Genomic DNA, 21834 nt, shown 5'->3' with positions numbered 1-21834 from the left:
GCCAGCACACCCCCAAGCCTAAAGCCGCGCCTCCAACTGCGCCAGCAACCGCTGCACCGGGGTCGCGGCCTGCGGCGCGTTCCAGCCCGCTTCGATCTGCGCGATGCGTTCGAACAGACGTTCGCTCGCCGCGATGATGCGCTGCACCGATCCTTCGAATCCGTCGCAAATGCCCCAGTCGGCGGCGATCGGATCGCCGATGCACGCCGCGCTGTCGTTGGGACCGGCGCCCGGATCGCCCGCCATCATCGCGCGGCGATGGAGCAGCCATGCGATGACGTGCATCAGCCGCGTCGTCGTCTTCAGCGATTCGCAAGCAAGGCTGATCTGCATCAGACCGTCGCGCCGGGAGCTGCTCAGGTCGCGCTGCGCGGCAAAGGCCGCGTGCGCTTCGTCCGCGAGCACCATGGCTTCGACATAGAGATTTTCGACCTGGGCGCGTTGCACCGGCGCTGCGATTGCCATCATGTCTGAATGCTGGGCCACCATCTGCCGATGGATGCCACGGCTGTCCGGCAATGCAATGGCGGTAACCATGAAATCGCCGCCTGCCGTCGTCCCGTTTTGAGTCAGGCGATGATGTCGGGTAGCAGCTGATCCTCGCACCAAGCGATTTCATCGCGCAGCCTGAGCTTGCGTCGCTTCAGGCGCGCGAGTTGCAACTGGTCGGGGACCGCCGCCTCGCCGAGCGCAATGATTGCGGCGTCGAGGTCGCGATGCTCGACGCGAAGCAGTTCCAAGCGCTGGGTAATTTCATCGGTGCTCACGCGCGCTTCCCTGCCACGTTCACCACTGGTCCGCAACGGGGACCGGCTGACCGAATCGCGACGACATTCGTGCCGATTCGTGATTTACTCGGACCTGCCAATCGAGTCGAAAAGGAGAATGGCCCATGAGCACGTCGCATCTTTCCGCCCTGAAGTCGCGCCACGCGAACCTCGACGAGAAAATTGCGAATGAAGAGCGGCGCCCCGCGCCCGACATGGCAGCGCTGGCGCAACTGAAAAAGCAGAAGCTGAAAGTGAAGGAAGAGATGCTCGCGATCGCCTGACGATCGCCAGTCGTTACCGCCCCGCTGATGCTGCCCTAACCCGGATGCATCAGCGTCGGCGGTACAGCGGCCCCCGTTCGAGGCCCGAACGCCGCAGATGCGGTGGCAAATCGGACTGCGACACCACCTGACGACGCACCGCCTGCGGATCGATCTGATGATCGAAGGCGATCCCGAACTTGCCCTCGCCCGCCCATACGACGCGCCCCGGCACCGGACCGATATTTTTCAGATCGACCTCGATCGCCGCGCCCTGTTCGACGCGGACCTTGCCCTCGGCCAGCATGCCGCCCGGCGAAAGGTTGCGCACCCGGACGATCACCGGATCGGTGCGACCCGGCAGGATCAATCCGGCCTGCAGGAACAGACTGTCCCGATCCGCGCCGCGCGACAGCGCTGCGACTTCTTCATCAACCGATACCGGCCCACGCGAATCCATTGCGACCTATTCCCCGCGTTGTTGTCAGGGTCGCGAAACTAGAGTGCAGCCATTGCCGAAATGTAAATTGCCGCCGGAGATCGGGCCTTTTGTCCCGGCGCGGGTCAATCTTCGCGCGAAATCCGTTCGTTGCGCTCGTGACGCTCCTGCGCCTCCAGCGTCATCGTGGCAATCGGGCGCGCCTGCAGGCGGGCCAGCGAGATCGGCTCGCCGGTGACGGCGCAATAGCCATATTCGCCCTCATCGATACGGCGGATCGCCGAATCGATCTTGGCGATCAGCTTGCGCTGACGGTCGCGGGTACGAAGTTCGATCGCCCAATCGGTCTCGCTCGACGCGCGATCAGCGAGATCGGGTTCGCGCAGCGGCCCGTCTTGCAAATGTGCCAGCGTCGATTCGGATTCGGACAGGATCGACTTTTTCCAGGCGAGCAGCAGACCGCGGAAATACTCCTGCTGCCGCTCGTTCATAAACTCTTCGTCGTCGCCAGGAACATAATCCGTATCGAGATTTGATTTGGCTTCGCGAAGCGCGTCAGCGCCAACGTCGGCAATCTTGGTCGGCATGAGGGGCTCTCGCGTCCTTTCCTGTCACCCCGCGACCGGCCATGCGGCGCGGGGAGTGGCGCGCCTATAACCAGCCGCTGGTTTCGATACAAGCGCCGAAGCAGCCAATAGCGTCGAGGCGTGAAGCGCGGCTGAACGGACACAAGGATCGGAGTGATTCTGGGCGGCCGATCGCGCGCCAATGCATCGATCGCCGAAGCCCGGTTTAGGGCCGAAGGTTAACCAATCGCATAGAATCATTGCAGTTTCCGTACTATTTTGGGACAAGAACGGCGATTTGGGTTGATTCCAACGCTCTTTTCCCGCTGTCGGACAGGCAAACGCGGTTAACGCAATTGCCGCGTTCGCAAAGCTTTGACCTTTTGGCGTATAGCGAGGTGGGATTGGTGTCGGTCGATGGCGCTTCGCACCTGCAACGGGAAAGAAAGAGAAACCTATGTCTGTCCGAATGGCCCTCGCCAAGCTTTGCGCCTGCACCTGCGGCGGCGCGCTCATCGGCACCGGCGCGATGCAGATTACCGATGTCCCCAAGGCGCGGGCGCAGACGGCCAAATCCTGTTCGCCCTGCGTTGGCAAAAAGGTCGTTCGCAAGCGCCATGCAGCGCGCAAGCCGGTGAAACGGATCCGCCGCGTCGTCACGACGAAGCGCGTCATCCGCACCGCGACCCCGCAAACGCAGGTCGTGACGCAGACGATCCCCCTGCCCCCCATCCCTTACGCGCCCTTCCCGCAGCGCGGCGGTTTTGAAGGCGGCGGCAGCGGCGGCGGCGTGACCGTTATCGGCGGCGGCTTCGGCGGCGGTTTCGGCGGCGGCTTTTTCGGCGGCTTCTTTGGCGGCAGCAGCTCGGGCGGCGGCGGCAGCGTGGTGGTCACCTCGACGACCACCGGCGGCCTCAGCACGACCAGCAGCAGCACGTCGGGCGGCGTGTCCACCTCGACGGGCGGCGTCAGCACCTCGACCTCGACTGGCGGCGTGTCGACTTCGACCGGCAGCGTGAGCACGTCGAGCGGCGTGTCGACCTCAACCGGCGGGGTTTCGACCTCGACGGGTGGCGTGTCGACTTCGACCGGCGGGGTCAGCACCTCGACCGGCGGCGTTTCGACCTCGTCGGGCAATGTCAGCACATCGTCGGGTAACGTCTCGACGTCGTCGGGCAACGTCAGCACCTCGTCGTCGAGCAGCAGTTCGTCGTCGAGCTCCTCCTCGTCGTCGTCCTCGTCCAGCTCGTCCTCGTCGGGCGGCAGCTCGTCGAAGGGCGGTTCGTCGCACGGCAGCTCGGGCTGGGGCAGCTCGTCGCACGGTAGTTCGGGCGGATCGAATGGCTCGAGCGGCAGCTCGGGCGGTTCCAGCAGCAGCAGTTCGGGCGGATCGAGCAGCTCATCGTCGAGCTCCTCGTCCTCCTCATCGTCGAGCAGCAGCACGTCGAGCGGGGCGACCTCGTCGGGCGCGACCGGCGGCAGCAGCAGCTGGGGTTCGACGGGCAGCACGAGCACGGGAAGCTCCAGCTCGTCGTCTTCGTCGTCGAGCAGCAGCTCGTCGTCATCCTCGTCTTCGTCGTCCAGCTCGGGCGGCGGAACCACCAGCACCTCGTCGGGCACCCCGACCCCAGTGCCGGCGCCGCCGATGCTGCTGCTGTTCGGCGCTGCGGCCGCCGCGCTGGTCGCGCGCCGCCGCGCCGCCAATCGCAATGACAAGGACGCCGACGCGGCTTAAGCAATCCACTGGCGGTCCGGGGGGGCTTTTACCCAGACCACCTACTGAAGGGTCGCCTTTCGGGGCGGCCCTTTTTTATGAGCCGCTCCCGCTTACGCGGCCCGGCGCGATAATGATCCTCATTGTAGCGCAGCCATGGGGCGGTGACAGCCCGCAGCGCTGACGGAGGGGCGATGGCGCGACCCTTGCCGCCCCGCCACCCCCTGCTTCGCAAGCGGTCCCCCGCCGCATCGCTGCGCGACAGGGAGGATCAAGAAAGGACGGGCTTGCACCCCCCGCTCAGCAACGCCATAGCGCGGCGATGCACGATATCCGCCTGATCCGGGACGACCCGCAAGCTTTCGACGCCGACCTTGCACGCCGCGGCCTCGAACCCCTGTCCGCTCAAATCCTGGCCGCGGACGCGTCGGTGCGCGCGCTGCAGACCGAAATCCAGGCCGCGCTCGCACGTCGCAACGAAGCGTCGAAGCTGATCGGCCAAGCGATGGCGCAGGGCGACAAGGACAAGGCCGAAGCGCTGAAGGCAGAGGTTGCCGAGCTGAAGGCCGTGCTCCCCGCGAAGGAAGACGCCGAACGCGAGCAGCTCGCTGCCCTCCACGACCGGCTGGCGGCGCTCCCCAACCTCCCCGCTGCCGACGTGCCGGACGGCGAAGACGAAGACGGCAATGTCGAAATTGCCCGCTGGGGCACCCCGCGGTCGTTCGACTTCGCGCCGCAGGAGCACGCCGATTTCGCCCCTGCCCTGGGCCTCGATTTCGAAACCGCGGCCAAGATGTCGGGCGCACGCTTCGCGTTTCTGAAGGGCCAGATGGCGCGCCTCGAACGCGCGCTCGGCCAGTTCATGATCGACCGGCAGACGATCGACGCGGGCTATACCGAATGTGCGACGCCGCTGATGGTCCGCGACGAGGCGGCGTTCGGGACGACGCAGCTCCCCAAATTCCGCGAAGATCTGTTCCAGACCACCGACGGTCGCTGGCTGATCTCGACGTCGGAAATGAGCCTGACCAACGCGGTGCGCGGAGAGATTGTGCCGGAGGCCGAGCTGCCGATCCGGATGACCGCGCTCACCCCTTGCTTCCGGTCCGAAGCGGGATCGGCGGGGCGCGACACGCGCGGCTATATCCGCCAGCATCAATTCTGGAAGGTCGAGCTGGTGTCGATCACCCGCCCTGAAGACAGCGACGCCGAACTGGAACGCAAGACGCGCGCCGCCGAGGCGATCCTCGAAGCGCTCGAACTGCCATATCGCAAGATGCTGCTGTGCGCCGGCGACATGGGTTTTGCGGCGCGCAAGACCTATGACCTCGAAGTGTGGCTGCCCGGCCAGAACGCCTATCGCGAAATTTCGAGCTGTTCGAACTGCGGCGATTTCCAGGCGCGCCGGATGAACACGCGCTTCCGCCGCGAAGGCGCGAAAGGTAACGAGTTCGTTCATACGCTGAACGGTTCGGGTCTGGCAGTCGGTCGGACGCTGGTCGCGGTGCTGGAGAATTATCAGCAGGCGGATGGGAGCGTCATCGTTCCAACGGCACTGCTGCCCTATATGGGCGGGATTACCCGCCTGATGCCTTCAAGTTGACGAGATTATACCGACGTCATTTTCCCGTTCGTGTCGAGCGAAGTCGAGACACCCGGCAGCTCGCACCGTGCCGATGGGCATCTCGACTTTGCTGGATGCGAACGGAACCGAGAAAGAGAAAATTATGCGCATCCTCCTCACCAACGACGATGGCTATCACGCCCCCGGCATGGCCGTGCTCGAAACGATCGCCCGCCAGCTCAGCGACGATATCTGGGTCTGCGCCCCGGCCGAGGAACAGTCGGGCGCCGGCCATTCGCTGACCCTGTCACGCCCGGTGCGGATTCGCGAACATGGACCGCAGCGCTGGTCGTGCAGCGGCACGCCGACCGATTCGGTGATGATGGCGATCAGCAAGCTGATGCCCCAAAAGCCCGACCTGATCCTGTCGGGCGTCAACCGCGGCGCCAACCTCGGCGACGACGTCACCTATTCGGGCACCGTTTCGGCGGCGATCGAGGGTGCGCTCGCGGGCATCCGCTCGATCGCGCTCAGCCAAGTTTATGCGAAGGAAGGCATGGGCGACACGGTGCCGTTCGAACCCGCCGAGACATGGGGCGCCAAGGTCCTACGCCCGCTGCTCGACCTCGACATGGCGCCGCGCACGCTGATCAACATCAACTTCCCCGCAATCCCCGCCGCCGATGTGCAGGGCATCCGCGTGACGCGGCAGGGTTTCCATGATTATGGACGGGGTTCGATTGTCGAAGGCACCGACCCGCGCGGTTACCGCTATTACTGGTTCGGGCTGCACGGCATCGAACATTCGCCGGGCCACGACAGCGATCTGGAAGCGATCGACGACCGCTATATCTCGGTCACCCCGCTCCAGCTCGACCTGACGCATGACGCGTCGCTGGCGGCGCTGCGCGGGGCGTATGGGACCGAAACCCCTTAACTTCGTCATCCCGGCGCAGGCCGGGATCTCGCCATCGCGGACCAATGCAGGGGAGAGATCCCGGCCTGCGCCGGGATGATGAAAATACGAAACCCGTGCCGGACTGAAACAGAAGTTCTAGCCACCGTCCCAAAGCTTTGGCAAAAGCCTTGCGTGGGGCAAATCAGGCATCATGGCGGGATAGTTCTGGGCGCGCTGGCGCTCGCCGGTTGCATTCCGGCTGCACCTACCCCGCCGCCGCGACCCGCGCCCCCCGCGCCTGCCCCAACAATGCTCCCGGACAGCTTCGACTTCGAGCGCCGCGTGCTAACCGACGTCGTCGGCGGCGATGCCCGCCCGACCTGGACGCTGAAGCCCGTCGCGACCAACGCGGTCCAGGTCGCCGCAGGCAGCTACACCGTCCGCCCCGGCGACACGCTGCGGGCGATCGGCGAGATGAGCGGCGCGGGGTCCGAAGCGATCGCGCTGGAAAACGACCTCACCCCGCCCTTTACGCTGCGCGCCGGGCAATTGCTGCGCATCCCCGCCGGCCTCTATCACCGCGTCGGCACCGGGGAGACCGGAATCGGCATCGCGCGCGCCTATGGCGCCGACTGGGGCGAGATCATCACGATCAACGCGCTCGCCGAACCCTATATCCTTCGCGTCGGCCAGCGGCTGCGTCTGCCCTCCGACGCGCGCCCCGCCCCACCCGGCCCGGTCAACGTCGGCGCCCGCGCCGCCGCCTTCACCCTCGACATCGACGACATCGTCACCGGCAGCCAGCCCGCACTGGCCGAGGCCGCGCGCCCGACCACCGGCAGCGCCGCGCCGCGCCAGCCGGTTACCACCGCGATCGCCGCACCGGCGCGCTTCGCTGGCCGCTTCGAATGGCCATTGAACGGTCCGATCCTGGCGCGCTTCGGCCCGCTCGCGCCGGGCAAGGTCAGCGACGGGATCAACATCGCGGCCGCCGCGGGTACCCCGATCCGTGCCGCCGCCGACGGCGTTGTCGCCTATGCCGGCGACCAGATCGGCGTTTATGGCGGGCTCATCCTGATCAACCATGGCGGCGGTTGGGTCAGCGCCTATGGCCATGCCGCGCGGATCGACGTCCAGCGCGGTCAGGCGGTGCGGAGCGGCGACGTCATCGGGCGCGCGGGGGCGACCGGACAGGTCCAGACGTCGCAACTCCATTTCCAGCTGCGCAAAAATCGCATACCCGTTGATCCGATGAAGCAATTGCCGCCCCGATGAGCGATCGCAGGCCGTCGAAACTGAAGCTGCACCATCGGTTTCAGCCGCTGAAACGTGCGAGCAAATGGCCAGTGTGGGCCGACGTTCTGGCGCGGCTCAGCCTGGCCTTTGCGCTGATTGGCATCGTCGTGCTGGTGCACTGGATCGACCGTGCGGGATTAAAAGACAATCACGACGGCCACATCAGCTTTCTCGACGTCGTCTATTTCACGATGATTTCGGTGACGACGACGGGGTTCGGCGACATCCATCCAGTATCGGACCGATCACGGCTGATCGAGGCTGTGATCGTCACCCCGATCCGGATCGCGGTGCTCTTCATTTTTGTCGGCACCGCCTATAATTTCGTCCTCAAACGCACATGGGAAAAATGGCGCATGGCCCGCATCCAGGCAAAGCTCACCGACCATATCGTCGTCCTCGGCTTCGGCGTCAGCGGCAGCGAGGCGGTGAAGGAACTGATCGCGCGCGGTACCGATCCGTCGTGCATCGTGGTGATCGACCAATCGCCGACGCGCATTGCCGAGGCAGAAGCGATGGGCTGCAACGTGCTGCAGGGCGACGCATCGAACGACGACACGCTGATCGACGTTCATATCGCGCGCGCCCAATCGGTGCTGGTGTCGGCGGGGCGCGACGACACCTCGATCCTGATGGTCCTGACCGTCCGCCACCTGTCGCCGAAAGTACCGATCAGCGTCGTCATCCGCGCCCAGGACAATGAATTGCTCGCGCGCCAGGCGGGCGCGAACAATGTCATCAATCCGGTCAGCTTTACCGGGCTGCTGCTCGCCGGCTCGGCGCAGGGCGCGCATGTCGCCGACTATATGGCCGACCTTGCCAGCATCGGCGGGCGGGTCCAGCTGCGCGAACGCCCCGTCGCGGCGGCCGAAATCGGCCGCAGCATCGACCAGCTCGCCAGCGAAGGCCGCGGACTGCGTATCTATCGCGGCGGCAAGCCCTTCGGCTTTTGGGAACCCGAAGCGCAAAGCCTCGCCGCCGGCGACCTGATCGTCGAGGTCGTCCGCTGCGAAGAATGTGAAGCGAGCGTACCGGGCGGCTAGCCCAAGAACACGAACACCGCGCCCATCGCCGCGTAAAAGGCGATCCAGTACCCGGCGTCGATACCGAACAGCTTCATGCTCGCGCGACTGAACAGATAGTTGGTGCCGATCGCCGGGACGATAAAGCCGAGCGCAATCCCGACCGAAATCATCATCGTCGACCGCGCGCTCATATCACCGAAATGCGCCAGCAAATGGCCAAGAAACACCGCGGAGACGATGCTGAGCAGAAAGGTGGTGCCATAAATCTGCACCATATTGCCCTGCTGCAATTCCGCTTCGGTCAGCCCGCGTTCCTGCATCCATGCCTTGCCGAACAGCGGCCCGTACCACAGTCCGCCGACGAGAAATCCCGCGAGCGCCGCGACCAGGATCGCGATCCAGTTCAGATTTGCCATATTCCCCTCCCCTTACCGGCTTGCAATGCCGTGCCGAGGCGACAAACTATAACGATATGAAAGGGAGAAGGCGATGCCCCGCGACGTTCCGCTTCCCACCGGATTAAAGCCCCCGACCCGGCGCGCGCAGTTGGGGGAACTCGCACTGCCGTTCGACATGCTGCGCTATGGCCTTGGTGGTTATCATCTGTTCGGCGCGCCGCGCGGCGACGGCCGCCCGATCGCGCTGCTCCCCGGTTACGGCGCCAGCGAGCTGTCGATGCGACCGCTCGAAGCCTGGCTCCGTCACCTTGGCTACCACGTCCGCGACTGGGGCATGGGGCGCAACCAGGGCCGCGTCGCCGCCGACGTCGAACGCTTTGCCGCGCAGGCCGCCGATTGGGTCAAGGCCGACGGCGCCCCGCTCACCCTGATCGGCTGGAGCCTTGGCGGCGTCATCGCCCGCGAAACCGCGCGCGGCTACCCGCACCTGGTCCGCGCGATCATCACCATGGGCACCCCGATCATCGGCGGCCCCAAATATACCGCGCTCGCGCAGCGCTTTGCCGGCCGCGATTTCGACGCGATCGAACGCGAAATCCACGCGCGCAACCTCAAAGGCCTGACCCAGCCGCTGACTGTCATTTACTCCGACCGCGACGGCATCGTCAGCCCCGACATCGCGGTCGACATCTACAATGCGCACGCCCGTAACATCAAAGTCGACAGCACGCATCTGGGCTTGGGAATCAATCCGCGCGTGTGGCGGATCGTGGCCGACACGCTGGCGGAGACATGATTGTGGCCGTCCGATCGGCCGTCGCGCGGAAGCGTCACGAGCGGCAGCGAAACCCGGTCCGGCGGCAACGGTAAATTTGCTATGTCCATACGATGCGCAATGAAGGTGCTTCAAGCACGACCCGCCGACTAAGCCTTCAGTCCCCCCAGTATAGGCGGTCGGGATTATCGACGAGCAGCCTGCGCTGAAGGTCGGCCGTCGGCGCGAGCCGTGGGATCATGTCGACGAGGTGTCCGTCGTCGGCAAGGTTGTCCTGCATGTTGGGATGCGGCCAGTCGGTGCCCCAGAGGCAGCGATCGGGATAGTCGGCGACCAGAGGCGCAACGGCATCTGCGAACATGTTCCACGGGTCGCCGGTAGGATCTAGACGGTCTGGGCAGGTGGCCTTAAACCAAATGTCCTCGCGGCTTTCGAGCAGTCGCCGGAAGGCGCGCATGTCAGGTCCGTCGGATCCCTGTGTCACGTCCGGTCGCCCCATGTGATCGATTACTAACGGTACCGGGATTGCGTCGATGAACGACCAAAGCTCTTCCAGTATATCGGCCTCGAAGTAGATCACCACGTGCCAGTCCTTCGGCAGCCGACGGCTGACTTCCAGAAATTTGTCCTTCGGCGCGTCATCGACGAGGCGCTTCAAGAAGTTGAAGCGGATGCCGCGAATGCCGCCATCGTGCAAAGCGGCCAGCTCGACGTCGGAAATCGCCGGATCGACAACCGCGACGCCCCGTGCTTTCCCTTCCGATTTTGCGATCGCATCGAGCGTGGCGGCATTATCCGTCCCGTGGCAGCTCGCCTGGACGATCACATTCCTGGAAAAACCGAGATGGTCGCGCAAGGCGAACAGCTGCTCCGCCCCAGCGTCTTCGGGCAGATACTTCGCCTTTGGGCTGAACGGGAACTCAGCCATTGGACCGAATATGTGGCAATGCGCATCTACCGCGCCGGGTGGAGGTACGAAGCGCGGCTTCGATGGGTTCGAATGCCATGAGACGATGCGATCAGACATAGACGATGCCATCCATCAGCTTGCGGGCGGTGCGCAGCAGAGCGGCGCTGATGACCTGCCCCTGCCCGTCGGTTTCGAGCACGCAGCTCATTTCGCCCGAAGGATGCTCAACGCTCAAGGTTTTGCGACGACCCTCCGGGACTTCGGCGACCTCGGCGGCGGGAGATCCTTTGACGAGACAAGCGGTCGCTGCCGTAACGGCTCCAAGCACGCCGATGCTAGCGTGCGCGCGGTGGGGTATGAATACCCGCGCCGTGATCGCTCCCCCGTTTCGCGGCGGCGCCACGAGCGTCATCTTGGGCACGGACTTGGCACTGACGTCGCCAAGGTTCATCAACGGCCCCGCCGCGAGACGGATCGCCTCGATCCGCTCCCGGATGGGCGCGAACCCTTCGCTCTCCAGTTCCTCGCGAGTCTCGTAGCCGGTCGCGCCGACATCTTCAGCCTTGAACAGCACGCACGGCATCCCATTGTCGATCAACGTGCAGGCGACGCCCCCGATGATATCGACCGGGTTGCCCGTCGGCAGTAACGCGCCGCAACTCGATCCGGCGGTATCGCGGAATTCGAGCGGGATCGGAGCGTGCGTGCCGGGGACGCCATCGATCGCCGCCTCGCCGACGTAGTTGACCGCGCCACCGGGCGTCTGGACCGTCGCGATCGCAACCTGTCCCGTATTTTCCATATAGATTGCCACGGGGGTTTCATCGCCCGTCGGGACAACAAGGCCGCGCTCGATTGCAAACGGACCGACCCCGGCCAGGATATTGCCGCAATTCTGCTGGTCCGAAACCAGCGCCTGATCGACGAACACCTGCAGGAACAGATAGTCGACATCGATCCCCTGACGCACCGACTTGCGGACGACGGCAACCTTGCTCGTCAGCGGATCGGCGCCGCCCATCCCGTCGATCTGGCGCAGGTCAGGGCTGCCCATCACCCGCAAGAGGAACGCATCCCGCTCGCCGCGATCGAAGGGCAGGTCGTCGGCGAGGAAATACCCTCCCTTCGACGTCCCGCCGCGCATCCAAATGACTGGCGCGCTGATTTGCATCAGACGTACTTCAGTCCTTCGGCCGCAAGGCGTTCGCGCATCTTGTACATATCGAGACCGAGTATGCCGCTCGCCAGCTTCTCGCGCTTTCCGGCTTCATTGGCTTCGCGGGCTCGCGCTTTCTCGAGTACCACAGCGGCGTCGGCGCGCCGGACGACACAGACGCCGTCGTCGTCGGCGACGAGCACGTCGCCCGGATCGATCGCAGCGCCGGCGCACACCACCGGCACATTGACGCTGCCGAGCGTGTTCTTGACGGTGCCTTGCGCGAAGACGGCTTTCGACCAGACCGGAAAGCCCATCGCGGTCAAGTCCCGGACGTCGCGCACGCCTGCGTCGATCACCAAGCCGCGGCAGCCCCGGGCCATCGCACTCGTGGCGAGAAGGTCGCCGAAATAGCCATCTTCGCAGGGGCTCGTCGGGGCAAGCAGCAGAATGTCGCTCTCCCGCAATTGCTCGATTGCGACATGGACCATCCAGTTGTCGCCCGGAGGCGCACTGATCGTCACCGCACTACCCGCGATACGCGCGCCGGCGTAGATCGGCCGCATGTAGCTCGCGAGCAATCCGGTCCGGTCCTGCGCCTCGTGGACCGTCGCCACGCCGCATTCGGCAAGCGCGTCGATGATGGCTCGATCAGCCCGCTCGATATTCTGTACGACGACGCCCACGCTCATTCTCCTCTGCAAATCGCTCTGCGCGTCCGCCGCGCCCCACTCCAATGCGAAGTTTGGCGACAGGATAAAAAAATGCTAAACCTACTTTGTGGATGAAACCATTCCCAACATACGGCAACTCGGTGCATTCGCTGCCGTCGTCGAGCACGGATCGGTGACGCGCGCGGCGGAAGCGGTGTATCTCACCCAGTCCGCCCTGACGCAGGCGATTGCGCGCCTAGAAGGTGAGCTCGAATGCCGGATGTTCGATCGCCTGCCGGGCGGAATGCGGCCCACCGCGCCCGCCGAATTGCTGGCACCGCGCGTGCATGACGCGCTCAAGCGAATAGGATCCCGTCGGGTTACCGCACCCCAGATCCGAGCTTTCCTCGCGGTCTCCAGTGCGGGCAGCTACTCGGGTGCGGCGGACCGCACCGGCTTGGCCCCAGCCTCCTTGCACCGGGCGGTGGCTGACCTGTCACTCGAGCTTGGCGAACGCCTGGTCGAGCGGCGGGGCCGTTACCTCACTCTCACAACGAAGGGAGCCCGCAGAGCCCTGAACTTCCGGCTGGCGCTTGCAGACCTGCGGAGCGGATATGCCGAAGTCGCCGAATGGCTTGGCAAGGCAAAGGGCAAGATCGTGGTAGGCGCAATGCCGCTTTCGCGTGCTCGATGGCTACCGGCCGCGATCGTCCGTCACCTCAAGCAATTTCCGGCAACCGATGTGGTTGTCGTGGAAGGCAGCCACGACGAGCTGGTGGGTCCGCTCCGGAACGGAGAGATCGACATCCTGCTCGGCGCCTTGCGCCACGACGGGGCGGATGACGATCTTGCGCAACAGAAATCCTTTGAAGACCATCCCAAGATCGTCATGCGGCACGCACATCCGCTGGCCGGCAAGCGCATCCCCTCGCCGAAAGATCTGAAGCGCTTCGAATGGGTGCTCCCGACCGCGTCGACACCCTTGCGAAGCTTTTGGACCGAGCTTTTTGGTGGCGATGTCGATCCACCGCATGTGTCGATCGAATGCGGCTCGGTTCTGACGATCCGGGAAATCCTGCTCCAGACCGACAACCTGACGCTTCTCTCTCCGGATCAGCTGCGGGTCGAGATTGATGCCGGGCTGTTGCGCACGGCCCCCCGCCCAAAGCCGTTTCGCGCACCATCGGGATTACCACGAGGCGAGACTGGCATCCAACGCGTCAGCAGCGCGCATTCGTCGAAACGCTACAAAATCTGGCTAACGGGTATTCGTAAATTCTAATTTCATGACTGTGCTATTCATTGGCGAGGCTTGCGCCGGGCCGTTTAGCGAAAGGTCATGGAAAAGCGAGTTGCCATCACCGGGTTCGGCGAAGCGGGATCGACCTTTGCTAGCGCGGCCGACTGGGGCGCTGCGGCAAGCGCGTTCGATATCGATCCCGTGCGCCGGTCGATGGTGACGAAAATGGGCTTGATGCCTGCCGCCAACGCAGAGTCTGCACTCGCGGGGGCACGCATGGTCCTGTCGCTCGTAACCGCGGGCAGTGCGATAGCGGCGGCCGATCAGGGGGCGCCTTATATTGAACAGGGCGCACTTTGGATCGACATGAACTCGGTCGCCCCGGACACCAAGCGCGTGGCCGCCGCCATTATTGAGTCAGCGGGCGGAAGGTACGTCGATGCAGCGGTGCTTGCTCCGGTCGATCCGGCAAAACTGGACGTGCCGATCCTGCTGTCAGGTAGTTTTGCAAAGGACGCACTGATCGGTCTCTCCTCGCTTGGCTTCACAAATGTGCGAATAGTCGGCGAGGAGGTCGGACGGGCATCTGCAATCAAGATGATCCGCTCAGTGATGGTCAAGGGTATCGAGGCGTTGACCGGCGAGATGATGGCAGCTGCCGACGCGGCCGGGGTAACCGTCGAAGTCCTGGCCTCGCTCGATGCGAGCGAGCATCCACGGCCTTGGGCCGAGCGGACCGAATATAACCTCGAGCGGATGGCGACCCACGGCATCCGTCGCGCCGAAGAAATGGAAGAGTCGGTCACGACGCTCCGTTCGCTTGGCGTCGATCCCATCATGACCTCCGGCACCGTTCGCCGCCAGCGCGAAGCTGCCCGCGGCCACCGACGCGCAAGGGACGCCGCATGAGCCTGATCATCGACTGCCACGGCCACTACACCGTCCTGCCAAAGGCGCACGACGACTGGCGCGAAGCGCAGATTGCTGCATTCAACGCGGGAGAACCCGCCCCGCCCTACCCCGACATCTCCGATGCGGAGATCCGCCGGACAATCGAAGAAAACCAGCTCAAGCTGGTAAGGGAGCGCGGCGCAGATTTGACGATCTTCTCCCCGCGCGCATCCGCGATGGCGCACCATGTGGGCGACCAAGCCGTCAGCGCCGAATGGGCGCGCCGGTGCAATGACCTCGTCTTCCGCGTGACGCAGTTGTTCCCCGAAACCTTCATCGGCGTCTGCATGTTGCCGCAGAGCCCGCAGGCCGATCTTTCCGAGAGCGTCACCGAGCTTCGTCGCTGCGTCGAAGAACTCGGTTTCATCGGCTGCAATCTCAATCCCGATCCGGGCGGCGGTCACTTCGACCACCCGCCGCTGACCGATGAATTCTGGTTTCCGGTCTACGAGGAGATGGTCCGGCTCGACGTCCCGGCGATGATCCACGTTTCGGGCAGCTGCAACCCCGCGATGCACGCCACCGGCGGCTTCTACATCGCGGCGGACACGATTGCCTTCATGCAGCTGTTGCAGGGCGATCTCTTCGCCCGCTTTCCGACCTTGCGCTTCATCATTCCGCACGGTGGCGGGGGCGTTCCTTACCACTGGGGCCGGTATCGGGGCCTCGCCGACATGCTCAAGCAACCCAGTCTCGACACGCACCTGATGAACAACCTGTTCTTCGACACCTGCGTCTATCACCAGCCCGGCATCAACCTGCTGGCCGAAGTGATCGACACGAAGAATATCCTGTTCGGCAGCGAGATGGTCGGGGCCGTACGCGGCATCGATCCGGAGACCGGCCACTATTTCGACGACACCAAGCGTTACATCGATGCGCTCGACATCACCGACGATCAACGTGACGCGATCTTCGAGACCAACACCAGGCGGGTGTTCCCGCGCCTCGATGCACTGCTGAAGGGTCGCGGCCTGTGACCGACATCCACGAATATCTCGCGGAATTCGACGACATCCCTGGGACACGCGTCTATACCGCCAAGCGCGCGCGGCAGGGATACCAGCTCAACCAGTTCGCGATGAGCCTGATGAAAGCCGAGAACCGCGCGCGTTTCCACGCGGGTGAGCGCACCTACCTCGACGAGTGGCCGATGAGCGAGGACCAGAAACGGGCGGTGCTCGACCGCGACTATAACCGGCTACTCGACCTCGGCGGGAATATCTACTTCCTGGCCAAAGTCTTCGCCAGCGACGGACTGAGCTTCGTCCAAGCGGTCAGCACGATGACGGGCATGAGCGTGGAGGATTACCAGGCGATGATGCTCGGCGGCGGGCGCTCGCCCGAGGGACTTCGGTCGATCAAGGACGAGAACTGATGGCGCGGATCACCTACGGTATCGCCTCGAGTCACATCCCCGTACTCGGCTTCGCAGCCGACAACGGCAAGACGCAGGAGCCGATCTTCAAGCCAGCCTTCGATGGCTACAACTGGACCCGTGAGTGGATTGCGAACGAGGGCAAACCCGACGTTGTCGTGCTGGTCTATAACGATCACGCGTCGGCCTTTGACATGAACATCATCCCGACCTTCGCGATCGGTTGCGCTGAGAGTTTCAGGGTCTGCGACGAGGGCTATGGACCCCGGCCGGTACCCGGCGTCGTCGGCCATCCCGACCTCGCCTGGCATATCGCGCAGAGCCTGATCCTCGACGAATTCGACATGACCGTCTTCAACGAAATGGAAGTCGACCACGGCCTGACCGTGCCGCTGACGATGATGTACGGAGAGGACTGCGCCGAATGGCCGACGAAGGTCATCCCGCTGGCGGTCAACGTCGTCACCTACCCCCCCCTCGGGCAACCGCTGCTGGCTGCTCGGCGAAGCGATCGCACGCGCGGTCAATAGCTTCCCCGAAGACCTCGAAGTCCATGTCTGGGGTACCGGTGGGATGAGCCACCAGCTCCAGGGTCCGCGCGCGGGGCTTATCAACCAGGCGTGGGACAACATGTTTCTCGACAAGCTCGTCGGCGACACGCAGGATCTCCGCCACATCCCCCACATTGAATATCTGCGCGAGACCGGCAGCGAGGGTATCGAGATGGTCATGTGGCTGATCATGCGCGGCGCGCTCGGCCGCGAGACGAAGTGCCTCCACCGCCACTACCACGTGCCCGTCAGCAACACCGCGCTCGGCCATATCGTCCTCGAGCCGATCGACGGGACCGTCCCGCCCTCACCCACGCTCAAAGGCAACAGCGCCGCGGCGCGTTCGCTCACTCAATAATCGAAACGGAGTAGTTCCATGGTTCGCATTGCCCTCGTCGGCGCCGGCGCATTCGGCGAGAAACACCTCATCGGGCTCAAGAACGTGCCCGATGCCGAAGTGGTCACCATCGTCAGCGCTTCCAAAGAGGAATCGCGCAAGCTCGCCGCGCCGCACGGCATCGCCGACGTCTCCGACAGCTACGAGGCGACGCTCGCACGAGAGGACATCGATGCTGTCATCCTAACCACGCCCACGCAAATGCACGCGCGCCAGGCTATCATGGCGATGGACGCCGGCAAGCATGTCGAAGTCGAGATTCCGGTCGCCGACAGCTGGGCAGATGCGCAAGCCGTAATGGCGAAGCAGCAGGAAACCGGCCGTATCTGCATGGTCGGCCACACGCGCCGTTTCAATCCGAGCCACCGGTTCGTGAAGAGCCGGATCGATGCCGGCGAGTTCAACATTCAGGCGATGGACGTCGAAACCTTCTTCTTCCGCCGCACCAACACCAATGCAAAAGGTGAACCACGCAGCTGGACCGACCACCTGCTGTGGCACCACGCGGCGCATACGATCGACCTCTTCCAATATATGACCGGCGGCAAAGTCGTCGCCGCGAATATCCTGCAGGGGCCAAAGCACCCTGACCTGGGGATCGCGATGGACCAGTCGATCCAGATGAAATCTGACAAAGGCCAAATCCTCACGCTGGCGCTTTCGTTCAACAACGACGGTCCGCTCGGCACCTTCTTCCGCTACATCGGCGACACGGGTACCTACATTGCGCGGTACGACGATCTTGTCACGGGGCGCGAAGAACCGGTCGACCTGTCCACCGTCGCAGTGTCGAACAACGGCATCGAGCTGCAGGACCGCGAGTTCGTCGCCGCGATCAAGGAAGGGCGCGAGCCCAAAAGCTCGATTGGCCAGGTCCTCGACTGCTACCGGGTGATCGGCGAGCTGGCCGCCAGCCTCGAAATGCAGGACGGTTGGAGCTGAGCCTATACGGGTATGCCGACATAATTTTCGGCGATGCTCGTCTGCGCCGCGCGACTGGTGGCGATGTAGTCTGGTTCGGCCATTTGCAACGGTCCGTCCTCGGGAAAGCGGCGCATCAGCCGGGTCAGCGCCCAGCTGATCCTGACGCGCAGGCCTGCCTTGCTGAGGGGGGTCGCCCACTCACGCGCCTCATCGATTAAAAATGCAGGTCCGATACCCAGGATTATTTCGACGTTTTTCCTTGTACCGGCGACAACGCGGTTAAAGCGCCACTGCTTATTGGCGGGGCGAGCGACGATGAGGGAAAGGCCCGATACCTCCGGTCGGCCAACGCGCTGCTGTTCAGCCGCTCGATATGGGCGGGCATCAGAAATACCCATTTGGTCATGATAACCTCGGACTGATCGAGGCTAAAAAAAACTCGCCAAAATTCTCGCGAAACTTGTGTCTAATCTGGTCACAAACTGGTGGGCTTCGTCCAGATAGATCACAAAAATTCTTGCCAAAATTCGCATAGCTTGGGCCTCGATGAACGGCAGAAAACTGCCGGAAATGCGAGGTTCGAAGGTGATTCGCGATGGTAGCGGAGGAGGGACTCGAACCCCCGACACGCGGATTATGATTCCGCTGCTCTAACCAGCTGAGCTACTCCGCCCCAAGGGGCCGCCGCGACGGGCGAGCAGCGCCTATAGGCAGGCCTTTGCCGCGGGTCAATATCATGTGCGAGCCCCATGAAAATTCCGTGCGAAAGCCGCTTCCCAGGGGCCGCCGCGATAATGGTGCGCGGCGAGGCCGGTGATCGCCAGCGGGCGCGGCACGAAATCGGCGGCGAGTTCGGTCAGCAGCGCGCGCGCGTCGCTGGGCGCGACCTTGTTCTGGACGGTGATGTGGAGGCGCGGCGTCCCCTGGTCCTGCACGGTCAGCATGCCGGTGAAATGATCGGCGATCCGCGCCCGGATCGCCAGCAGGTCGGGGCTGTCGATGCGATAGGCGACGCCTTTGCCGAGCGAATAGAGCTCGCGCAGCCGCGCCGCGGGTGGCGGGGTGTCGGCGGCAATCCGGCGGATCAGGCCGTCAAGCTCCGTCAACGCCGACGGCGGCAGCTGATGAAACAGCGTGATGTGCGCGGCAAGATAGTTGCGCTCGGGCGGAAAATGCGCCGCGCGCAGATGATCAAAATATCGCTGGTCGGCCGCACCCATCGTCGCGGTAACGATGATGGGTGCGGCGCCAGCGGCCCGGATGGGAGGGGGGATGGCCGGGCCGCTCAAGCTTATACCAGCGTCAGTTAGGCCGCCTGCGACAGCTTGCCCTGATAGGGGTTCGCCTTCACCCATTCGAGCGCCTTTTCAGGGGTCGATTCGACATAGGGGTCGCTGTCGGTGCCAACGTCATTGATGCCGGGTTCGACAAACATCTGGACCACGATGCCGTCGTCGACGATCGCGGTGTAGCGCCAGCTGCGCATGCCGAAACCGACATGATCCTTGTTGATCAGCATGCCCATGCGGCGCGTGAAGGCGCCCGAGCCGTCGGGAACCATCTTGACGTTCTGGACGCCCAGGCTCTTGCCCCAATTATACATCACGAATGCGTCGTTGACGCTGATGCAATGGATGTCGGTGACGCCTTCGGCGATGAAGTCGCCATAGAGGCGCTCGAAGCCCGGGCACTGCTCGTTCGAGCAGGTCGGGGTGTAGGCGCCGGGCAGGCCGAACAGGATGTGGCGGCCGGTGCCGAACGCTTCGCCGGTGTTGACGTCCTGCCAGCGGAACGGGTTCGGGCCGTCGACGGCCTCGTCGCGGACGCGCGTCTTGAGGGTCACGGCGGGAACGGGCTGATTGATCATGGGAGAGAATCCTTTCTGTGGGGATTTTTGTGCGGCGCACCAAGAGCAGACCGGCGCGCCCAGGTCAAATCGAGTGCGCCGCTTTCGTTGATCGACCCAACCGATCAGAGTGTTGACCAGAAGCGATGGAGCGCCGCGGCGACCTCGGCGGGTCGTTCGGCGATCGCCCAATGCCCTGCCCCCTCGATGACGGTCAGCGGCGTGCCGGTGTTCGCGGCGTAACGCTGCGCAACCGCGAGTTCGACATAGGGGTCGCCCGCGCCCCAGATCAGTGCGCCGTTTGCGGGCAATTTTCCGATGTCACGCGCCCAGTCATGCTCGAAACTCAGCCCTTTGGCCGATCGATAGAGCTTCAGGATCGCGCGGCGCTTGTCCTTGCTCCGCCACTGTTCGGCCTCTTCGGCGGCGATGTCGGCGGGCATGCCCTGTGCGGCCAGTCCCTCGGCGAGCTTGTCGGCCTTGCTCAGCGCCATGAAGATCTCGCCAAGGATCGGCGTGTTCCAGATGCGCGCGATCCGGTGACCGCGATAGTCGGGATCGATCACCGCATTCGACAACGCCCAGTTGCGGAGAAGGTCGGGGCGCAGCATCGCCACGCGCTGCGCGATGAGCGCGCCCCAGTCATGCCCGACGATGTCGATCGGCCCGTGCGCCGCGTACAGCGCCTCGGCCTGCCCCACCGCCCAGTCGGCATAGGCTTCCTTGGTGGCAGGAAAACCCGCGGGCAGCGGCGCGGTGAAGCCGGGCAGCGCGGGTACCGCGACCGGCGTATCGCCCAGATCGAGCGCCGCGAGCAGCGGGCGCCAGATCGCGGGACTGTCGGGGACACCGTGAAGGAACAGCTTGGCAGTCGTCATCGGGTCACCCCTTCGGCAAATGGACAATCCAGCTCTGGTCGGTCGGCTCGATCCGTCCCTCGCGATAGCCGCCCGCGAGCAGCGCGGTGCGCGCATCGGCGCGGACCAGCGTCATATAATTCCACTGCCCGCCAAGGTCATAGTCGAGGCGTGTCCCGACCCCGCGCGCGACGTCGAAAATCTCCGGCGCCGCGTCGCCCGCCGCGACGAGCACGCGGTTGCCGGGGAGCAGCAGCAGCCCGTCGGCAATCTTGAACCGCGGATCGGCGAGGTTGCCGGCGGGGACAAAGCGCCCCGCCGCGACATCGAACCGCTCGACCGAGCGCAGCTTGCCGCCATAGTCGCGAATGTCCGATCCACCGACGATCAGCACGTCGCCGTTCGCCAGCCGCACCGCGCCATGCTTGTAGCGTTGCTGCGCCATCGTTCCCGCGGGGGTGAAGCGCCCGGTGGCGGGATCGAACAGCTCGGCGCTCGCGAGCGCGCGGCGCGGTTCGCGGTCGGGACGTCCGCCCCCGGCGACGAGCACCCGACCGTCGGCAAGCAAGGTTCCCGTCGCGCCGCTCCGTGCGGCGGCGAGCGGCCCTGTCGCGGTCATCCGGCCTGTCGCGGCGTCGAAGATTTCGGCGTCGGCGCGCACATCGCGCCCGTCATATCCCCCCGCGATCAGGATGCGGCCATCGGCGAGCGTCACGACGGTCGGCGCGTTGCGCGGCCCCGCCATCGCCGGTCCAGCCACCGACTTGCCCGTCGCGGGGTCGAATATCTCGGTCGCCCCGCTCACCCGCCCATTGACCCAGCCGCCGAGGATCAGCACCTTGCCATCCGGCAGCGCCGCCGCCGAAGGCTGGATGCGCGGCGCGAGCAGCCGCCCCGTCGCGATTACCCGCATGTCCGGCGCGGCGATGATGTCGACCGTCGCGCTCGCGGGCCCCGCTTCGCAGCCCGACCTGACGCAGCCGCCGATCGCGAGCAGCCTGCCCTCGCCCGCCGCGACCAGCTGGTGCGTCGCGCGCGGCGCGCCGAGCCCCGGACCCGGTTCGATGCGGACATCGGTCGCGCCCTTCTCGGCTGCGCTGCCTCCGCCTGCCATGCAGGCAGTGAGCGCCAACGTGACGGCAGACAATCCCAACAATCGACGCATCGGCATCTCTCCCCCCGCGTCGCCCCCGCGAAGGCGGGGGCCGCTATCGGTGTATCACAAGCTTGCTAGCGGCCCCCGCCTTCGCGGGGGCGACGGCCGAC

The 21834-nt window shown here is 64.7% G+C and carries 24 protein-coding genes, 1 tRNA gene and 2 pseudogenes; 12 read left to right on the top strand and 15 right to left on the bottom strand.

Annotated elements, in window-relative coordinates:
* Window positions 1–18 precede the first annotated feature (18 nt).
* Both G9408_RS02780 and G9408_RS02775 read right to left on the bottom strand, forming a co-directional pair.
* Window positions 19–468, bottom strand: coding sequence for a DUF1465 family protein (locus G9408_RS02780; RefSeq protein ID WP_235957444.1), 450 nt, complete (start codon window positions 466–468; stop codon window positions 19–21).
* 101 nt (window positions 469–569) lie between these two features.
* Entirely contained in the window at window positions 570–767 is a 198-nt protein-coding gene (locus tag G9408_RS02775) for a YdcH family protein (RefSeq protein WP_120215935.1), read from the bottom strand.
* 125 nt (window positions 768–892) lie between these two features.
* Between G9408_RS02775 and G9408_RS02770 the strand changes: the two genes are divergently transcribed.
* The gene (locus G9408_RS02770) at window positions 893–1051 is read left to right on the top strand and encodes a DUF465 domain-containing protein (RefSeq protein ID WP_120215934.1); all 159 of its coding nucleotides are present in this window, start codon (window positions 893–895) and stop codon (window positions 1049–1051) included.
* A gap of 49 nt (window positions 1052–1100) precedes the next feature.
* On the opposite strand, the gene G9408_RS02765 is transcribed toward G9408_RS02770, so the two are convergent.
* From G9408_RS02765 to G9408_RS16530, 3 genes are all read right to left on the bottom strand, one after another.
* On the bottom strand, window positions 1101–1490 hold the full coding sequence (locus G9408_RS02765) for a PilZ domain-containing protein (RefSeq protein WP_168452586.1): 390 nt from the start codon (window positions 1488–1490) through the stop codon (window positions 1101–1103).
* 104 nt (window positions 1491–1594) lie between these two features.
* A complete protein-coding gene (dksA, locus tag G9408_RS02760) occupies window positions 1595–2056 on the bottom strand; it encodes an RNA polymerase-binding protein DksA (RefSeq protein WP_120215932.1) in 462 nt (153 codons plus the stop codon).
* 714 nt (window positions 2057–2770) lie between these two features.
* Window positions 2771–3751 carry a hypothetical protein gene (locus G9408_RS16530; protein WP_235957443.1) on the bottom strand — a complete coding sequence of 327 codons (981 nt, stop codon included), beginning with the start codon at window positions 3749–3751 and terminating at the stop codon, window positions 2771–2773.
* Between the two features lie 320 nt (window positions 3752–4071).
* Here G9408_RS16530 and serS point away from each other — a divergent pair, with 320 nt between their 5' ends.
* The 4 genes from serS to G9408_RS02730 all read left to right on the top strand — a co-directional run bounded on the left by serS (window position 4072) and on the right by G9408_RS02730 (window position 8550).
* A complete protein-coding gene (serS, locus tag G9408_RS02745; RefSeq protein WP_168452585.1) occupies window positions 4072–5352 on the top strand; it encodes a serine--tRNA ligase in 1281 nt (426 codons plus the stop codon).
* A gap of 124 nt (window positions 5353–5476) precedes the next feature.
* The gene (gene surE / locus G9408_RS02740; protein WP_168452584.1) at window positions 5477–6250 is read left to right on the top strand and encodes a 5'/3'-nucleotidase SurE; all 774 of its coding nucleotides are present in this window, start codon (window positions 5477–5479) and stop codon (window positions 6248–6250) included.
* Window positions 6251–6520: 270 nt separating this feature from the next.
* Window positions 6521–7486: a LysM peptidoglycan-binding domain-containing M23 family metallopeptidase gene (locus G9408_RS02735; protein WP_235957442.1), complete on the top strand. Its 966-nt coding sequence runs from the start codon at window positions 6521–6523 to the stop codon at window positions 7484–7486.
* Window positions 7483–8550: a potassium channel family protein gene (locus G9408_RS02730; protein WP_168452583.1), complete on the top strand. Its 1068-nt coding sequence runs from the start codon at window positions 7483–7485 to the stop codon at window positions 8548–8550. Before G9408_RS02735 ends, G9408_RS02730 begins: the two co-directional genes overlap by 4 nt.
* Here the strand turns inward: G9408_RS02730 and G9408_RS02725 are convergent.
* The gene (locus G9408_RS02725; RefSeq protein WP_120215927.1) at window positions 8547–8948 is read right to left on the bottom strand and encodes a DUF1761 domain-containing protein; all 402 of its coding nucleotides are present in this window, start codon (window positions 8946–8948) and stop codon (window positions 8547–8549) included. The two genes, G9408_RS02730 and G9408_RS02725, sit on opposite strands and share 4 nt — an antisense overlap.
* A gap of 73 nt (window positions 8949–9021) precedes the next feature.
* On the opposite strand from G9408_RS02725, the gene G9408_RS02720 reads away from it, so the two are divergent.
* The gene (locus G9408_RS02720; protein WP_168452582.1) at window positions 9022–9726 is read left to right on the top strand and encodes an alpha/beta hydrolase; all 705 of its coding nucleotides are present in this window, start codon (window positions 9022–9024) and stop codon (window positions 9724–9726) included.
* A gap of 136 nt (window positions 9727–9862) precedes the next feature.
* Here G9408_RS02720 and G9408_RS02715 read toward each other — a convergent pair whose 3' ends face one another.
* From G9408_RS02715 to ligK, 3 genes are read right to left on the bottom strand one after another with little or no spacing between them, the layout of a single operon-like run.
* Window positions 9863–10732, bottom strand: coding sequence for an amidohydrolase family protein (locus G9408_RS02715; protein WP_168452581.1), 870 nt, complete (start codon window positions 10730–10732; stop codon window positions 9863–9865).
* A complete protein-coding gene (locus G9408_RS02710) occupies window positions 10725–11786 on the bottom strand; it encodes a 4-oxalomesaconate tautomerase (protein ID WP_168452580.1) in 1062 nt (353 codons plus the stop codon). Before G9408_RS02710 ends, G9408_RS02715 begins: the two co-directional genes overlap by 8 nt.
* Window positions 11786–12463, bottom strand: coding sequence for a 4-carboxy-4-hydroxy-2-oxoadipate aldolase/oxaloacetate decarboxylase (gene ligK / locus G9408_RS02705; RefSeq protein WP_168452579.1), 678 nt, complete (start codon window positions 12461–12463; stop codon window positions 11786–11788). The genes G9408_RS02710 and ligK overlap by 1 nt, the downstream gene beginning before the upstream one ends.
* Window positions 12464–12551: 88 nt before the next feature.
* Between ligK and G9408_RS02700 the strand changes: the two genes are divergently transcribed.
* From G9408_RS02700 to G9408_RS02675, 6 genes and pseudogenes are all read left to right on the top strand, one after another.
* Window positions 12552–13706 (top strand): LysR family transcriptional regulator, encoded by a 1155-nt coding sequence (locus G9408_RS02700; protein ID WP_328804362.1) that lies wholly within the window; start codon window positions 12552–12554, stop codon window positions 13704–13706.
* Window positions 13707–13763: 57 nt separating this feature from the next.
* Window positions 13764–14573 carry an NAD(P)-dependent oxidoreductase gene (locus G9408_RS02695; RefSeq protein ID WP_168452578.1) on the top strand — a complete coding sequence of 270 codons (810 nt, stop codon included), beginning with the start codon at window positions 13764–13766 and terminating at the stop codon, window positions 14571–14573.
* Complete coding sequence (locus tag G9408_RS02690) at window positions 14570–15595, top strand: amidohydrolase family protein (protein WP_168452577.1); 1026 nt, start codon at window positions 14570–14572, stop codon at window positions 15593–15595. The genes G9408_RS02695 and G9408_RS02690 overlap by 4 nt, the downstream gene beginning before the upstream one ends.
* Window positions 15592–15993, top strand: coding sequence for a protocatechuate 4,5-dioxygenase subunit alpha (ligA, locus tag G9408_RS02685; protein WP_168452576.1), 402 nt, complete (start codon window positions 15592–15594; stop codon window positions 15991–15993). Before G9408_RS02690 ends, ligA begins: the two co-directional genes overlap by 4 nt.
* Window positions 15993–16902: pseudogene (locus G9408_RS02680) on the top strand (class III extradiol dioxygenase subunit beta). The gene ligA and the pseudogene G9408_RS02680 overlap by 1 nt, the downstream one beginning before the upstream one ends.
* Before the next feature lie 18 nt (window positions 16903–16920).
* Window positions 16921–17883 carry a Gfo/Idh/MocA family oxidoreductase gene (locus tag G9408_RS02675; protein WP_168452575.1) on the top strand — a complete coding sequence of 321 codons (963 nt, stop codon included), beginning with the start codon at window positions 16921–16923 and terminating at the stop codon, window positions 17881–17883.
* 2 nt (window positions 17884–17885) lie between these two features.
* Here G9408_RS02675 and G9408_RS02670 read toward each other — a convergent pair.
* The 6 genes and pseudogenes from G9408_RS02670 to G9408_RS02645 form a co-directional block, all read right to left on the bottom strand.
* A pseudogene (locus G9408_RS02670) lies at window positions 17886–18026 on the bottom strand (4-hydroxybenzoate 3-monooxygenase); the annotation flags it as partial.
* 435 nt (window positions 18027–18461) lie between these two features.
* Window positions 18462–18538: transfer RNA gene (locus G9408_RS02665), tRNA-Met, on the bottom strand.
* Between the two features lie 61 nt (window positions 18539–18599).
* Window positions 18600–19085, bottom strand: a complete 486-nt coding sequence (locus tag G9408_RS02660) for a 2'-5' RNA ligase family protein (protein ID WP_168452574.1) — start codon at window positions 19083–19085, stop codon at window positions 18600–18602.
* A gap of 86 nt (window positions 19086–19171) precedes the next feature.
* On the bottom strand, window positions 19172–19732 hold the full coding sequence (locus G9408_RS02655; protein ID WP_120215924.1) for a peroxiredoxin: 561 nt from the start codon (window positions 19730–19732) through the stop codon (window positions 19172–19174).
* Window positions 19733–19836: 104 nt separating this feature from the next.
* Window positions 19837–20589: an alpha/beta fold hydrolase gene (locus G9408_RS02650; protein WP_168452573.1), complete on the bottom strand. Its 753-nt coding sequence runs from the start codon at window positions 20587–20589 to the stop codon at window positions 19837–19839.
* 4 nt (window positions 20590–20593) lie between these two features.
* Complete coding sequence (locus G9408_RS02645) at window positions 20594–21733, bottom strand: Kelch repeat-containing protein (RefSeq protein WP_168452572.1); 1140 nt, start codon at window positions 21731–21733, stop codon at window positions 20594–20596.
* Window positions 21734–21834: the final 101 nt, after the last annotated feature.

The organism is Sphingopyxis microcysteis, assembly GCF_012274265.1.
Lineage (GTDB): Bacteria > Pseudomonadota > Alphaproteobacteria > Sphingomonadales > Sphingomonadaceae > Sphingopyxis > Sphingopyxis microcysteis.
The sequence above is the reverse complement of the archived record's forward strand: the minus strand, read 5'-3'. Positions and strand labels throughout refer to the sequence as shown.

Bases quoted from the DNA above. Each gene is read 5' to 3' on its own strand.
- G9408_RS02655 (WP_120215924.1), bottom strand. From the start codon at position 19,732: ATGATCAATCAGCCCGTTCCCGCCGTGACCCTCAAGACGCGCGTCCGC.
- G9408_RS02720 (WP_168452582.1), top strand. From the start codon at position 9,022: ATGCCCCGCGACGTTCCGCTTCCCACCGGATTAAAGCCCCCGACCCGG.
- serS (WP_168452585.1), top strand. From the start codon at position 4,072: ATGCACGATATCCGCCTGATCCGGGACGACCCGCAAGCTTTCGACGCC.
- G9408_RS02710 (WP_168452580.1), bottom strand. From the start codon at position 11,786: ATGCAAATCAGCGCGCCAGTCATTTGGATGCGCGGCGGGACGTCGAAG.
- G9408_RS02735 (WP_235957442.1), top strand. From the start codon at position 6,521: ATGCTCCCGGACAGCTTCGACTTCGAGCGCCGCGTGCTAACCGACGTC.
- G9408_RS02690 (WP_168452577.1), top strand. From the start codon at position 14,570: ATGAGCCTGATCATCGACTGCCACGGCCACTACACCGTCCTGCCAAAG.
- G9408_RS02725 (WP_120215927.1), bottom strand. From the start codon at position 8,948: ATGGCAAATCTGAACTGGATCGCGATCCTGGTCGCGGCGCTCGCGGGA.
- G9408_RS02715 (WP_168452581.1), bottom strand. From the start codon at position 10,732: ATGTCTGATCGCATCGTCTCATGGCATTCGAACCCATCGAAGCCGCGC.
- surE (WP_168452584.1), top strand. From the start codon at position 5,477: ATGCGCATCCTCCTCACCAACGACGATGGCTATCACGCCCCCGGCATG.
- G9408_RS02770 (WP_120215934.1), top strand. From the start codon at position 893: ATGAGCACGTCGCATCTTTCCGCCCTGAAGTCGCGCCACGCGAACCTC.
- G9408_RS02675 (WP_168452575.1), top strand. From the start codon at position 16,921: ATGGTTCGCATTGCCCTCGTCGGCGCCGGCGCATTCGGCGAGAAACAC.
- dksA (WP_120215932.1), bottom strand. From the start codon at position 2,056: ATGCCGACCAAGATTGCCGACGTTGGCGCTGACGCGCTTCGCGAAGCC.
- G9408_RS02695 (WP_168452578.1), top strand. From the start codon at position 13,764: ATGGAAAAGCGAGTTGCCATCACCGGGTTCGGCGAAGCGGGATCGACC.
- G9408_RS02780 (WP_235957444.1), bottom strand. From the start codon at position 468: ATGATGGCAATCGCAGCGCCGGTGCAACGCGCCCAGGTCGAAAATCTC.
- G9408_RS02730 (WP_168452583.1), top strand. From the start codon at position 7,483: ATGAGCGATCGCAGGCCGTCGAAACTGAAGCTGCACCATCGGTTTCAG.
- G9408_RS02765 (WP_168452586.1), bottom strand. From the start codon at position 1,490: ATGGATTCGCGTGGGCCGGTATCGGTTGATGAAGAAGTCGCAGCGCTG.
- G9408_RS02645 (WP_168452572.1), bottom strand. From the start codon at position 21,733: ATGCGTCGATTGTTGGGATTGTCTGCCGTCACGTTGGCGCTCACTGCC.
- G9408_RS02650 (WP_168452573.1), bottom strand. From the start codon at position 20,589: ATGACGACTGCCAAGCTGTTCCTTCACGGTGTCCCCGACAGTCCCGCG.
- ligK (WP_168452579.1), bottom strand. From the start codon at position 12,463: ATGAGCGTGGGCGTCGTCGTACAGAATATCGAGCGGGCTGATCGAGCC.
- G9408_RS02660 (WP_168452574.1), bottom strand. From the start codon at position 19,085: ATGGGTGCGGCCGACCAGCGATATTTTGATCATCTGCGCGCGGCGCAT.